13 protein-coding genes are annotated in these 13,210 nt (G+C 66.1%); 7 read left to right on the top strand and 6 right to left on the bottom strand.

Features of this window, described 5'->3' with window-relative positions; all coding sequences use genetic code 11:
* Positions 1 to 94 precede the first annotated feature (94 nt).
* Positions 95 to 928: an NmrA family NAD(P)-binding protein gene (locus OHQ90_RS09895; RefSeq protein ID WP_328409328.1), complete on the top strand. Its 834-nt coding sequence runs from the start codon at positions 95 to 97 to the stop codon at positions 926 to 928.
* Between the two features lie 361 nt (positions 929 to 1,289).
* Here OHQ90_RS09895 and tnpA read toward each other — a convergent pair whose 3' ends face one another.
* Positions 1,290 to 1,598, bottom strand: coding sequence for an IS200/IS605 family transposase (gene tnpA / locus OHQ90_RS09900; protein ID WP_328409330.1), 309 nt, complete (start codon positions 1,596 to 1,598; stop codon positions 1,290 to 1,292).
* A gap of 23 nt (positions 1,599 to 1,621) precedes the next feature.
* Here tnpA and OHQ90_RS09905 point away from each other — a divergent pair, with 23 nt between their 5' ends.
* Together OHQ90_RS09905 and OHQ90_RS09910 are read left to right on the top strand one after the other, a co-directional pair.
* Positions 1,622 to 2,842, top strand: a complete 1,221-nt coding sequence (locus tag OHQ90_RS09905) for an RNA-guided endonuclease InsQ/TnpB family protein (protein WP_328409332.1) — start codon at positions 1,622 to 1,624, stop codon at positions 2,840 to 2,842.
* 10 nt (positions 2,843 to 2,852) lie between these two features.
* Positions 2,853 to 3,140, top strand: a complete 288-nt coding sequence (locus OHQ90_RS09910; protein ID WP_328409333.1) for an anthrone oxygenase family protein — start codon at positions 2,853 to 2,855, stop codon at positions 3,138 to 3,140.
* 7 nt (positions 3,141 to 3,147) lie between these two features.
* Here OHQ90_RS09910 and OHQ90_RS09915 read toward each other — a convergent pair whose 3' ends face one another.
* Positions 3,148 to 3,492, bottom strand: coding sequence for a metal-sensitive transcriptional regulator (locus OHQ90_RS09915; protein WP_406236406.1), 345 nt, complete (start codon positions 3,490 to 3,492; stop codon positions 3,148 to 3,150).
* Between the two features lie 248 nt (positions 3,493 to 3,740).
* Between OHQ90_RS09915 and OHQ90_RS09920 the strand changes: the two genes are divergently transcribed.
* Positions 3,741 to 4,550 carry an S-methyl-5'-thioadenosine phosphorylase gene (locus OHQ90_RS09920; protein ID WP_328409334.1) on the top strand — a complete coding sequence of 270 codons (810 nt, stop codon included), beginning with the start codon at positions 3,741 to 3,743 and terminating at the stop codon, positions 4,548 to 4,550.
* 111 nt (positions 4,551 to 4,661) lie between these two features.
* On the opposite strand, the gene OHQ90_RS09925 is transcribed toward OHQ90_RS09920, so the two are convergent.
* Entirely contained in the window at positions 4,662 to 5,504 is an 843-nt protein-coding gene (locus tag OHQ90_RS09925) for an NAD(P)H-binding protein (protein ID WP_328409336.1), read from the bottom strand.
* A gap of 257 nt (positions 5,505 to 5,761) precedes the next feature.
* On the opposite strand from OHQ90_RS09925, the gene OHQ90_RS09930 reads away from it, so the two are divergent.
* Positions 5,762 to 6,322 (top strand): NADPH-dependent FMN reductase, encoded by a 561-nt coding sequence (locus tag OHQ90_RS09930; RefSeq protein ID WP_328409338.1) that lies wholly within the window; start codon positions 5,762 to 5,764, stop codon positions 6,320 to 6,322.
* Here the strand turns inward: OHQ90_RS09930 and eccE are convergent.
* Positions 6,310 to 7,962 (bottom strand): type VII secretion protein EccE, encoded by a 1,653-nt coding sequence (eccE, locus tag OHQ90_RS09935; RefSeq protein WP_328409339.1) that lies wholly within the window; start codon positions 7,960 to 7,962, stop codon positions 6,310 to 6,312. The genes OHQ90_RS09930 and eccE overlap by 13 nt on opposite strands.
* A gap of 112 nt (positions 7,963 to 8,074) precedes the next feature.
* Between eccE and eccB the strand changes: the two genes are divergently transcribed.
* Together eccB and OHQ90_RS09945 are read left to right on the top strand one after the other, a co-directional pair.
* Positions 8,075 to 9,559 carry a type VII secretion protein EccB gene (gene eccB, locus OHQ90_RS09940; RefSeq protein WP_328409341.1) on the top strand — a complete coding sequence of 495 codons (1,485 nt, stop codon included), beginning with the start codon at positions 8,075 to 8,077 and terminating at the stop codon, positions 9,557 to 9,559.
* 362 nt (positions 9,560 to 9,921) lie between these two features.
* Positions 9,922 to 10,206 (top strand): hypothetical protein, encoded by a 285-nt coding sequence (locus OHQ90_RS09945; protein ID WP_328409343.1) that lies wholly within the window; start codon positions 9,922 to 9,924, stop codon positions 10,204 to 10,206.
* Positions 10,207 to 10,323: 117 nt separating this feature from the next.
* Here OHQ90_RS09945 and mycP read toward each other — a convergent pair whose 3' ends face one another.
* Positions 10,324 to 11,736 (bottom strand): type VII secretion-associated serine protease mycosin, encoded by a 1,413-nt coding sequence (gene mycP / locus OHQ90_RS09950; protein WP_328409345.1) that lies wholly within the window; start codon positions 11,734 to 11,736, stop codon positions 10,324 to 10,326.
* Positions 11,733 to 13,199 (bottom strand): type VII secretion integral membrane protein EccD, encoded by a 1,467-nt coding sequence (gene eccD, locus OHQ90_RS09955; RefSeq protein ID WP_328409347.1) that lies wholly within the window; start codon positions 13,197 to 13,199, stop codon positions 11,733 to 11,735. The genes mycP and eccD overlap by 4 nt, the downstream gene beginning before the upstream one ends.
* Positions 13,200 to 13,210: the final 11 nt, after the last annotated feature.

The raw sequence follows: 13,210 nt of genomic DNA on the forward strand, positions 1-13,210 counted from the left end.
AAACGGTTGTTGCGTAACACGTCGTTGTTCCCAGGACCACCCTTCTTAATCCTTGAAAAGGCAGTTGTCCACGTGAATTGAGGAACACCGATCTATGAGTAAGAACTCCGAATACATCCTTGTGCTCGGTGGCACAGGCAAGACCGGCAGCCGGATCGTCGAGCGGCTACAGGCCATCGGGGCTCCGGTGCGCGTCGGCTCCCGCTCCGTCGACCCGCCGTTCGATTGGGACAACCCGGCGAGTTGGGCGCCTGCGCTGCTGGATGTGCACGCGGTGTATGTCTCCTTCCAGCCGGATCTCGCGGTGCCGGGTGCCCCGGAGGCGGTGCGGGCCTTCGGCGAGATGGCCGCGACCGCGGGCGTGCGGCGGCTGGTGCTGCTGTCGGGCCGCGGCGAGGAGGAGGCGCAGGCCGCGGAGCAGGCGCTCGCCGAGGTGGGGCTGGAGCTGACGGTGGTGCGGTCCAGCTTCTTCGCCCAGAACTTCAGCGAGGGCGAGTTCCTTGCCCCGCTGCGGGCCGGGCAGCTGGTGCTGCCGGTCGGGGCGGTCCCCGAGCCGTTCATCGATATCGATGACATCGCCGATCTCGCGGTGGCCGCGCTGACCGAGGAAGGACACGCCGGCCAGGTATACGAGGTGACCGGACCACGCATGCTCACCTTCGCCGAGGCGGTCGCCGAAATCGCCGCGGCCACCGGGCGTTCGATCGAGTACGTCCAAGTGTCGCCGGAAGACTACGCGGCGGCATTGGCCGAGGCTCAGGTGCCCGATTACCTGATCGAGTTCCTCGGCTATCTGTTCACCACCGTCCTGGATGGCCGCAATGCGTATCTCGGCGACGGTGTGCAGCGCGGCCTAGGCCGTCCGCCGCGGGATTTCGCCGAGTATGTGAAAGCAGCAGCGGCCGACGGCGTCTGGGATGCCGAATGAGGGCCGCCCGCAGGAGCTGAGCCGCGTCATGAAGGCTTTGCGATCGACCACACTGGTTCTTGCGGCGGTGACGGCCGGACTGATGGCCGGGCTCTTCGCCTGAAACGCAGCGGTGACGCCGCATTCGTCGAGGTCATGCGGAACATCAATGTGGCTATTGCGAATCCGCTGTTCATAACCATGCTCATGGTGGGCGGTCGCCGGACTCGCTGCGGTGGTGGGGAATTGGCGCTCCGGCGACGCCGCAGTGCGGTACTGGGCGATCGCCGGATTCGTCTGCTACCTGGTGTGGGCCTTCACCACCGCCCTTCAGGGTAGTGGTGAAGGCCCACACGGGATGCCCGCCGGGGTCGCGCGTGCTCTAGATCGGGCGGTCTTGTTGCTCGATGTACTGCCGCAGCACCGAGATCGGTGCTGCGCCGCCCGACCCGGCGAAGTACGACCCCGACCACAGCCTTTGGGTGCGCCGGTAGTGCCGAACCAGGTCGGGGAACTCTTGGCGCAGCCTGCGCGAGGACACGCCTTTGAGGGAGTTCACGGGCCGCGACAACGCGACCTTCGGCGGGAAGTTCACCAGAAGGTGCACGTGGTTCGCCTCCTCGTTGAACTCGACTAGTTCGCACTCGAAAACACAATGTCTGCCAGTGCGAATCTCGCTGTAGTCAACCAAACACCAATGGTTAGGATCATGGTGTGCAGCTGCGGTACCAGTTCCGTGTTTACCCGACACTCGGCCAGCGGGACTGTCTGGCACGGGCGTTCGGGTGTGCGCGGGTTGTGTACAACGATGCGTTGGCGGCGCGTGAGCAAGCGCGGCGTGAGGGGGCGCGGCATATTTCGGATGCGGAGTTGTCGAAAACGCTCACAGAGGTGAAGAAGACACCCGAGCGGGCATGGTTGTGCGAGGTCTCCTCGGTGGTGTTGCAGCAAGCGTTGGCGGACTTGAATACCGCCTACCGCAACTTCTTTCAGTCGGTCACCGGGAAACGCAAGGGTGCCAGGGTCGGGCCGCCGAGGTTCCGGTCCCGCCGTGACAATCGTCAGTCGATCCGGTTCACCCGCAACGCCCGATTTACTGTCACCGAGGGTGGCGAGCTGCGGTTGCCGAAGATCGGGGATGTGAGGGTGGCGTGGTCGCGGGAGTTGCCGTGCGAGCCGTCGAGCGTGACGGTGATCTCCGACAGTGCGGGCAGGTACTTTGCGTCGTTCGTGGTCGAGGTCACCGGCGAGGCGCTGCCCGAAGGTGTTTGCGAGGTCGGCATCGACCTTGGATTGAGGAGGTTCGCGGTGCTCAGCGACGGACAGGCCGTCGCCTCGCCGAGGTTCTTGCGTCGGGCTGAACGGAGGTTGCGGAAATCGCAACAAGCGTTGTCGCGCAAGGAGAAAGGTTCCAGTAATCGGGTGAGGGCCCGGTTCAGGGTTGCCAGGGCTCACGCCACGGTGGCCGATACGCGTCGCGATTTCGCGCACAAACTGTCTACGGCGATCATCCGCGAAAACCAAGCGGTGTATGTCGAGGATCTGTGTGTGAAAGGGCTTGCGCGGACGGGTCTGGCGAAATCTGTGCACGATGCGGGGTGGGGGATGTTCACCCGCATGTTGGAGGAGAAAGCTGCCCGGTACGGGCGGTATTTCGCGAAGGTCGACCGGTTCTTCCCGTCGTCGCAATTGTGTTCGGAGTGCGGGGTGATCGATGGGAAGAAACCGTTGTCGGTGCGGTCGTGGAGGTGCCGGTGTGGTGTGGTGCACGATCGGGATGTGAACGCGGCACGAAACATTCTCGCCGCCGGGCAGGCGGAGAGACGAAACGCTTGTGGAGCGCGGGTAAGACCGGTATCTGTTCCGGCTCTGCGTGTTGAAGCAGGAACCCGCCGAGAGCGCCGTTCAGCGCTGGTAGGGATCCCCTGCCTTTAGACCGGGGAGGATGTCAACTGGTGATGTTCCTGATCACCACCACAGCGGCGCGAACGTGCCCTTGAACGACAAGCTCGCCGCGGCGGGTGATCCGGCGACGATCGCGGATCCGGCCGCCGTGCGCGCCGAGTTCGAAGGCCCGTGGGTGGCCTGGAACATCGCGCGCGCGGTCGTCAATGTCGGTGCACTGACGTGTTTCGCGTTGGCGCTGTTGCGATCCGGCCGACAGGCCGGCGTCGAGGTGATCGCAGACCCACGTGCCGCGAAATTGTCACCGGCACGGCCGATGTCGCACTAGCGGACCGTCAGGAACGGACCAGGCGGGCGATGGCGTCGGTGGCCTCTTTGATCTTGGCGTCGGCCTCGGGGCCACCGGCGACCGCCGCATCGACGACACAGTGGCTGATGTGGTCCTCGAGCAGGCCCATCGCGACTGCCTGCAGCGCCTTGGTCATCGCGGAGACCTGGGTGAGGATGTCGATGCAGTACTTTTCTTCCTCGACCATGCGCTGTAGTCCACGGGCCTGCCCCTCGATCCGGCGCAGCCGCTTGAGGTAGTCGTCCTTGGCCGTGATGTAGCCATGGCTGGAGTGGTCGTCTGCGGCGTGATCCTGGGTGGCCGCGGTGTCGTGCGACGGGTGGGGTGTCACCGGCTGTCTCCTCGCTGCCTGCCGGATCTCCGGCCTGAACTGATTAATACCCCCCTAGGGTACAACGGATCGGGTGACTTGTCAGGTCAGCGCCCGGCCGGGCCCGTCGGGCGCCTGCAGGGCCGTCGCTGCGATGGTCGGAACGGTGTCGACGCTATGACGGGGCTCAGTGCGTCCGAGGTGCGCTCGGAGGTGCGGACGGGGACCCTTCCGGCCGGCGCACGGAGCCGGGCGGGACAATCATGTGCATGAGTTCGCATGCCCGGCCCGCGATCGCCGTCATCGGTGGTAGTGGCTTCTATGATTTCTTCGACAACGAGGCGACCACCGTCGAGGTCGACACCCCCTACGGCAAGCCGAGCGCGCCGGTCGCGATCGGCGAAGTAGAGGGTCGGCCGGTGGCGTTCCTGCCGCGGCACGGCAAGCAGCACGAGTACGCCCCCCACACGCTGCCGTACCAGGCCAATATGTGGGCGCTGCGCTCGCTCGGGGTGCGCCGGATCTTCGCCCCGTGTGCGGTCGGCAGCCTGCGCGCGGACTGGGGGCCCGGCACCGTCGCGGTACCCGATCAGCTGGTGGACCGCACCTCGGGGCGGCCGCAGACCTACTTCGACGGCGGCGGTGTGCACGTTTCCTTCGCGGACCCCTACTGCGAAGAATTGCGTTCCGCCGCGACGAAATCCGCGACCGATGAGCTGCCGATGAAGTCGTCGGGCACCATGGTGGTCGTGCAGGGCCCCCGGTTTTCCACCAGGGCCGAGAGCCGCTGGTTCGCGGCCCAGGGCTGGGAACTGGTGAACATGACCGGCCATCCCGAGGCGGTGCTCGCTCGGGAACTGGAAATGTGCTATGCCGCAGTCGCTTTGGTGACCGACCTGGATGCGGGCATGGAGGAGGGCCACGGTGTGCATGCCACCGACGTCTTCGCCGAATTCAAGAAGAACCTCGGTCCGTTCAAGGAGCTGATCCGCCGCTCGGTATCGGCTGTTCCGCACACCGACACCTGTGCGAAGTGCAGTGTGCACGGGGGCGTGACGCTGCCGTTCGAGCTGCCCTGAGGCATCGATCGAGAGGTTGTCGATCGAGGGGCGTTCGCCTCCGGGTGGAGTAGGCCGACCGAGCAGCGTCGGCCGGCCTGGCGGAGTGGGCCGAGGTTCGAACCGCTCCGCTCACGGTGTCGCGGCCTCGAAGGCGGCCACGAGGGTGCGGGCCCACTGTTCAAAGGTGCGTGGGTCGCGGCCGGTCACCTCGTGGACCGTGGGGTGGACCTTGGATTCGTCCAGTGTGCCGTCGACGAAGAAGCTGACGAACGCCTCGACGTATTCGCTGGGCATGCTCGCCTCCAGCTCCGCAACGGTCTCCTCGTTGGTCAGGTTCTGGCAGACCAGCGGGCGGTCGAGCACTCTGGCCAGCACCGCGACCTGATCGGCGGGCAGCAACGCCTGTGGCCCGGTCAGCTCGAGGACGCGTCCCTCCAGCCCGCCTCCGGTGAGCGCCGCCGCGGCGACGGCCGCGATATCGCCCGGATCGATCGCGGCCACCCTGACCTCGGAGAATTGGGCCCGCACCACGTCACCGACGGCAAGCTGCGGCAGCCAGCGCAGCGCGTTCGACATGAACGAGCGCGGGCGCAGAAATGTCCACGCGAGCCCGGATTCCCGAACATCCCGCTCGGACTGTGTCATGTACCTGGAGACCGCGTTGCCCATATCCTCCAGCGCCGCAGAACCACCCGAGAGCAACGCAACCTGTTGCACCCCGGCCTTTTTCGCGCGCGCGAGCAGTTCGTGCATGCCCGCATAACCCGGCATCAGAAACATCCCGTCGACGCCGTCGAGCGCCTCGGCCATGCTCTCCGGCTGATTCAGATCTCCCACCACGGCTTCGACACCGGCAGGCAGCGTCGCGCGCTGGGGATCCCGCACCAGTGCCCGCACCCGCTTCCCGGAATCACTCAACTGCGCAACCAACTCTGTGCCGATGTTCCCGGTAGCACCGGTTACCAGAATCATTTCGCCTCCTGCAGACTCGGGATCGGTCCACCCGAACATAGGACATGCGCCGCCCACAACGCGGGAAGTAGATCCCTGTTGACGGGAACACCTGCGAGGCCGGCGATTTCGTGACTTTCGTAGGCCAACCGTGGGCGTAGGCCTCGATCGGTAGCCGGGGAGTGGTGCTGAGTGGCTCATGGCTGCGGCAAACGTCGAGTAGCGCTCACGCTGGTGTGCCGCTCGTCGCTGCCATGTTGCGGCGATAGGCTCACGCTGTGGACAACCCGTTGCGGCTCGAAGTGATCGTGGCCAGTGTGCGGCCGGAGCGTTTCGCCCCGGTCGTCGCCGACTGGTTCCTGCGGACAGTGCGGGCGAATCCCGAATTCGATACGGGCGTTATCGATCTCAGGGAAACTCCGCTGCCGGTCGATCTCACCGATACTCCGACGGTCGAGGCATACCGCGCCAGGCTGGCCGCCGCCGACGCCTTCGTGGCGATCACTTCCGAGTACAACCACGGCTATCCGGCCTCGCTGAAAACCGCCTTCGACACGGCGAAACGGGAATGGCGGGCCAAACCGATCGGCTTCGTCGCCTACGGCGGCCTTTCCGGCGGTCTACGCGCCGTCGAACAGCTGCGTCAGGTAGTCGCCGAAATCCACATGGTCTCCATCCGCGAGACGGTCAGCTTCCATCAGGCGAAGAAACAGTTCGACGCAGCCGGGGAGACCCACGACGGTGCCGCCATCGACGCCGCCGACCGCCTGATTCGCCAACTGACCTGGTGGGCAAGAACATTGCGAACCGCCCGCACCACCGACCCCTACCCGGGCTGACTACCCACCATGGCACGGCGGCCGCGTGGGTGACCGATGTAGGTGGCCTCGCGGGGGATGGAGACCAGGGTGAGGTCGACCTGCGCGGTGCCGGTGCGCAGGATGACGTGGTTGCCGATGGCGCCGGGCTGGTGGATCGAGAGGTCGGGACGGGTGGCGGGCCAGCCCATCGGGTCACCGGTGACGTAGATCGTCGTGACACCGGCGTGCGGCGCGGGCGCGAGCACCCCGTCGACCACCGTGGCCGTGAAACCCGCGTCGGACTGGTGTGTTTCGACCGCGAGGGTGAGCCGCTCGGGGTTGGCGATGGTGTTCACCAGGTTCTCCCACGCGTGCGCCCGGTCGGTGCGGACCAGGATGCGCTCACCGACCGCGAGTGCGCGGAACACCAACTGCTGCGCCAGATATAGCTCGCCTGCGACATAGACGGTCGAGATGCCGGTGCCGACGATTCGCACCGCGACACCCTGAGCCTCGTCGTCCGAGCCGATGAGCTGACCACAGCCCGACGACGGCAGGTGCAGCGCGCCGATCACATCGATCGGGTATTCGGCCACCGGCACGGTGTCGTCCAGAGCCGGGATGGCCAGCGGGAGATGGGCGAGCAGTCCGTCGCGGTGGCGGCCGTTCATCGAGATGAGGCCCTTGAGATTGGTCCGCTCCGGCAGCTCGCGTGCGGTCAGCCGCCAGGCCGCGCCGATGCTCACCGACTCGGCCGAACTACCGGGACGCAGCCGCACCGCGACCGTGGTGCCGCGCGAGGGCGCCACCCACAGCTGGGAGAGCAGGTCGGAGCCGAGCCGCTTGGGGTCGACCGCACTTCCGATGTTCACGCTGTTGCCGATCTCCGCGTAGCGCCAGCGGTGGGTCAGCGTGCGCGGATCGAAACCGGCGGTGATCTGCAGGACCGCCTTGCGGATTTCCGGCGCGGTGAGGATGCGGGCGCTGCAGTCGGCATCCTCGAGCGTACGCATAATGCGTTGTGTCGCAATAGTTACCGCACGCGAGGCGCCCTCGTTGCCGCCGCCGCGGCGGGCCGTGGCCTCCGGGCAGGCGATCGCGTCGAAGCTGATGGCCAACCACACCGTGCGATGCGCGGTGGCGGGCAGCGGCCCGAGCAGCGATTCGTAGATCTTGCCCGCCGGTGTACCGGAGCGGCTGCGGTGTCCGTGGCTGATGATGTCGATGCCGCTGAGCAGGATGTCGTGCTGGTTGAGGCATTTGGCCAGCTCGGGGAGCGGCAGCAGGTGCGAGGCGTGCACCGTCGTGCGGGCGATGCGAGTCAGCCCACCCTTGGGGGCGAGCACCTCGACAACCGTGACAACCCGGGTCCCGTCCCAGTACAGCCCGAGCGAACGACCATCGGTGCCACGGAAATCGACGGTGTCGCCGATCTCGTAGTCACCGCGCGTGGCATAGCGCCACCAGGTGCTCATCCAGTCCAGCAGGGTCCGTTTGGCAACAGGGATGAGCGGCAGCAGCGCGGCGACGACGGCCACGGCGAGAGCGGGCAGCGCCGCGAGTCCGACGAGCAGCGCGAGCAGTCCGGCTACGAGTCCGATCGCCTGTGCAACAAGCAGATTCTGCAGCGAAATGCGCCCGAGGAGCGGGCGTGGTCCCGCGCCGGCAGATTCGGCCATCGTCGTCCCCCAAGTACCCGATATCGGCCGTTTCCTACCGGCCGAGCTGAACAAGAGTCCCCGGGAACTGTACTGTGTTCCGCGAACGTGAGCACTGTTCGGGGGAGGAAACATGCCTTCAAAACCCACTACTCGCTGGCAGGTCAGCGGCTATCGCTTCCTGGTCCGGCGGATGGAGCATGCGCTGGTCCGCAGGGACGTGCGGATGCTGCACGATCCGATGCGCTCGCAGTCGCGTGCGTACGCGGCCGGGCTGGTGTTGGCCATTGTCGTACTTGCCGGCTGCGGCGTGCTCGCGCTGCTGCGCCCGCAGGACAAGATCGGCAGCAACAAGATCCTGATCGGCAAGGAATCCGGTGGCGTCTATGTAGTCATCGATGACGTCGTGCATCCCGCGCTGAACCTCGCTTCGGCTCGGCTGGCCGCAGGGGAGCCCGCCAAGCCCGCGGTCGTCAAGGACTCCGAACTCGGCAAGAAGCCACGCGGCCAGCTGATCGGCATTCCCGGTGCGCCCGCCTCGCTGCGTTTCGAGAAGGACGGCAAAGGGCGCGCTTGGACGGTCTGCGATCAGCTGAAGAACGACGGCAGCAAGGACCTCACCACCTCGGTGCTCGCGGGTGACCCCGAGCTCGGTGCGAAGGCCTCGGTCATGGGCAAGGACAAGGCCCTGCTGGTGCAGGGCAAGGACTCGGCGTATCTGGTGTACGAAAACCGGCGGGCCAGAGTCGACATGACCGACCGTGCCGTCACCGATGCGCTGAACATCACCGGCATGGCTCCACGCCCGATCGGTGAGGGCCTACTCAACACGATTCCCGAAGTGCTGCCGATCATTCCGCCCACGATCAACGATCCTGGTGCAGCGGTGAACTATTCGGTCGCCAACCATCGGATCGGTGACGTGGTGGAAGTGCCCACCGAGCCCGGTAGCCACTATGTGGTCCTGCAGGACGGGTTGCAGCCGATTTCCCCCTTGACCGCCAAGATCATTCGCAACCGCTATCGGTCCACAGCGACCACCACCACGATCGATCAGATCGACAAGACCAATGCGAATATCTCGCACACTTTGCGCGTAGAGCTCTACCCGCACACCGCCCCGACCATCATCCAGTCCAAGGACCAGCCGGTTGGCTGCCTGTCCTGGAGCCCGATCGTCGCGGCCGCGGACAACAAGGACGGCAACCGTGCCGAGCTTTCGGTGATCACCGGTGTGGCGCTGCCGATTCCGGAGAAGGCCAAACTGGTGCCGCTCGCGCAGGCGGACGGCTCCGGCGCGAACGCCGACTCGGTGTACATCAAGCCGGGCACCGGCGCGTTCATCCAGAGCACCGGCATCGAACCGGACAGTCGCCGCAAGGACAGCATGTTCTACATCGCCGACACCGGAGTCCGCTACGGCATCAAAAACGCCGATTCGGCCAAGGCGCTCGGGATGGATACCGAGGCAGACGTGAAGCCCGAACCCGCACCATGGCCGATCGTCGGGCTACTCGCCTCCGGCCCCAGCCTCGGCAGGGAAGAGGCGATGGTCGCGCACGATGGCGTCGCTCCGGACCCGTCGCCTGCGAAACAGCCTGTCGCTTCATCGAAGTGAGCTGGGTTCGGCGAGGACTCCGATATTTGGGCACGGACCTGTAACACGGGAGCTCTGGCCCACGGTCTCTGCGGACTCCGCTTCGCATCTCGACGCATCTTCTGTGTGCCGAGCTCGATCGCGCGATCGAACAACGCACCGACCGGGCCTGCCAGGCCGATCGAAGAATGTTGGACTCGATGGAACCGATCTTGGTCGCGGCACGTCAATAGATAGTGACGGGCTGAGTTTAGAGCGGTGGGTTCGTGTGCAAGCTGGGTTCGGCAGCGAATCTCACAGCAGCACAACGGTCTTCACCGCTGCGCGCAACTCGTCCCCGGAGCGGCCTTCGCCGCTCAGGAGATCAACAGAGGGGATTGACAATGACCAAGATCTACCAGGCCGCCGCATCGCTTACGGCCGCGGCAGCGATCGGTGTGCTGGGCGCGGGAGCGACCGGAATTGTGGGCATCGCGGTGGCCAATGCGCAGGGTATGCCGTATGACCAGTGTGTCAACGAGGCCGCGCGCAAGCAGGCCGACTTCGACGCCAGCCAGGATCCGACGGCAACCCATGCCACGTACCCGCACTTCTATTGCGCTGAGGATGGTATCGACGTGAACGGGAACAAGCTGTATGTGGTGACGTATAGCTACAACCCCATTTAATCGGCTGCTCGGGCAGGTGTAGCCATCGAGAGGCTCACGCATCGCCTTCGAAAACTGTAGAGGGTTCCGGTGATTCAACACCGGAACTCTCTTCTGTGTCTGGAGCGGACGCAGGCGTCACATATCGTCGCTGGACACTCCGAACCTGCGGCGGATCGGGAACGATGCGAGATAGCCCAGAATCAGTGCGGCCGCGATGATTCCGGTGCCGATCAGTGCGACATTGCGGGCCCGGTGATCAGGTGGTGGGGCCGGTGCGGGCACCGAGAGCTGGGTGCTCTTGGCCTGGCTCGGGCGCTTGGGCGGCAGCGGGCCGGTGACCTCGTTGGTCAGCGCTGCGATCGGGTCGACCGCTCCGTACCCGAGATATTGGTTCCAGCCTTCGGCCGGTGCGTGCGCGGTGGCTTCGATGCGCTTGATGACATCCCGCGCACTCAGTTCCGGAAACCGCGCGCGAATCAGCGCGACAACGCCGGACACCAGTGGCGTTGCGAAACTGGTTCCGCTGACAGGATTCTGCTGGCCACGCTGGTCGGCGACGGTAACGGCGGTACCGCTCCCGCGTGGATTGAGCGAGGTCATATTCTCGCCCGGTGCGGCAACGCCGACCCAGGGACCGGGGATCGTGAACTTGGACGGAGCGCCGTTCGCATCGATCGACCCGACAGCGAGCGCATAGTCGTCCCAACGGGCCGGGCTGATATTCCACTTGACCTTGCTCCAGGGATCGGCGGTCGGGGCGAGCGGATCTATTACCTCGTTGTCGCCTTTACATTTGTCGTCCACATTGCCCGCCGCGACCACGACGACGACGTCCTTCACCACGGTGGCGTAATGGAGGGCCGCGCCGATCTTGTTGTCGGCGTCGGGGCTGGTCGTTCCGCACCAGACCTCGGAGATATTGATGACCGTTGCGCCACGGTCGGCGGCCCGCACGATGGCTGATGCCATGGTGTTCAAGTCGCCATAGCTGTCGGGGAACGCCTCGGGTGCTTTCTCCCTGGAGCGGCCTTCCTGCTGATACATCTTGCTGGTCTGCCGGATCGTCATGATCCGTGCCTCTGGCGCTACCCCTGAGAATCCCTGGCCGTCCACCTGAGATGCGGCGATGAGCCCGGCCACCAGCGTGCCGTGGCCATCGCAGTCCTCGGTGCCGTCGCCCGCATTGGCGACGAAGTCGCCGGCCGCTTCGAGTCCTCGGAGACGGGGATGCCGAGCCACTCCGGTGTCGATGACCGCGATGACCTGGCCGGCGCCCTTGGAGAATTTCCACGCGCGATCGAGGTCGAGTGAACGTTGAGCGGTGGGGATGGCCGGCCCGTCGCCGCCGGTGCCGACGTCGGCACAGTTCGAATTCGGTGGACGCTCGGTCTTTTCGGGCGGAGCGGCGGGGTCGCCCGGCGGTACCAGACCCGGGTTGACGGCGGGCGGCCGGTCGGCATGTGCGACGCCGTACCCCGAGCCGAGACCGAATGACGCACTAAGGCCCAGCGTTACGGCGACGGCCGCGACGCGCAGGGTCGCGCTCACAGCCCGCGAACGAGCGAGTAGAGCGAGGCCACCCAGAACACCAGCGGCAGTACGGCGGCGACGAACGCGTACTCGAGCAGTTCTACGCCGCGGCGCATCGGCGGCGTCGCCGACTGGTTCGGGATGATGATGCCGAGAATGAGCGCGGCGATCAGGATGACCATCGCGGCGCCGAAGACCATCAGCGGCTGCTCCATGCCGATGCTCGCGCCGATCAACATGATCAGCACGATGGCCGCGCCGCCCGCGATCAGCACCACGGCTTGTTCGGCGCCCGCGTAGGTGCGGCTGCGGAACATCAGCACGATCGCGCAGACCAGTGCGAGCGCGATGCCTTGCCAGTAGGGGCTTTCGGCGTCGGGGTCGGTGGCCGCCAGCGAACCCGCGACGGTGATGAGCGTGGTCGCCGCGACGAGTCCGCCGAGGTACATGCGGGCCCGTTCCGACTTGACCCGCAGTGCGTCCATGGTCGGCAGCGCGCGGTGGTCGTCCGGATCGTCCTCGGTCGGGTCGATCGGGGTGCCCGGCGAAGGCACCGGCGGCAGCGGCAGTTTGGCGAGCAGCATCGAAACCCGAGGCGCCAGCGAGAGACCGCCGAGTCCGAGTGCGGCGGCGACCGCGCCGATGGCGGGCAGCGACTGCTCGGTGAGCAGACCGACCATCGCGGCCGGAACGGCGTACACCGCAAGGGTGCTCGCTCCGATGAACAGCGCCAGGCCGACACCGGTGACGCGCCACGCGAGGATCGCGGTGGCGCCGAGCAGGACCGAGCCGAGCAGGATATGTGCCCAGTCGTATTCGTCGGGCACCAGCAGCATGCCCGCGGTGAACGCCGCGGGCAGCGCACAGCCGGCGAGCACAAGCGCGGTGCCGGTGTCGCCGTACATGCGGCTGAACACCATGCCTGCGACGACGAGCAGGATGGCGACCGTCAGCGCGATCGATCCGCTCACGTAGCCGGGCAGCGCGTCCTTGGCCAGCAGCAGACCGAGGCAGCCGACGATCATGGTGATCGCGGCGAGGATAGAGCCGGTGAGTCGCGCGACCTTCGGACTCCAGCTGCGGTAGTGGTCGGTGTCCGCGATCGCGACGTTGTACATGATGTCGTCGAACAGCGGCATCGGCGCTGTGTGCGAGGCACTTTCGAGCATCAGCAGCTCGCCGTCGCGGACACCGTGTTCGCCGAGGCTCAGCGAGTTGGAGAACGGCGGATGGCCGATACGGGCGAGCACCCACTCGGCGGGCTCGAAGCGTTCGCCCTGGTTGTCGAAATCGTTGGTGCGGCTGTGCTGGGCGACCATGTCGACGACGCTCGGAATCACCAGGGCGACGGGAACGTCGACCGGGATCGCCATATCCACCTGAGTGTGTTTGGCCAGAATCGTCACTCGAGCCAGGTCCGGTGCACGGACGATTCCGCGCGAGGACTCTTCGTCGATGTGGTCAAGGCGCGCGTGCGTCAAGCTTCCCCCAA

This window comes from Nocardia sp. NBC_00403 (assembly GCF_036046055.1).
Classification (GTDB): Bacteria; Actinomycetota; Actinomycetes; order Mycobacteriales; family Mycobacteriaceae; genus Nocardia.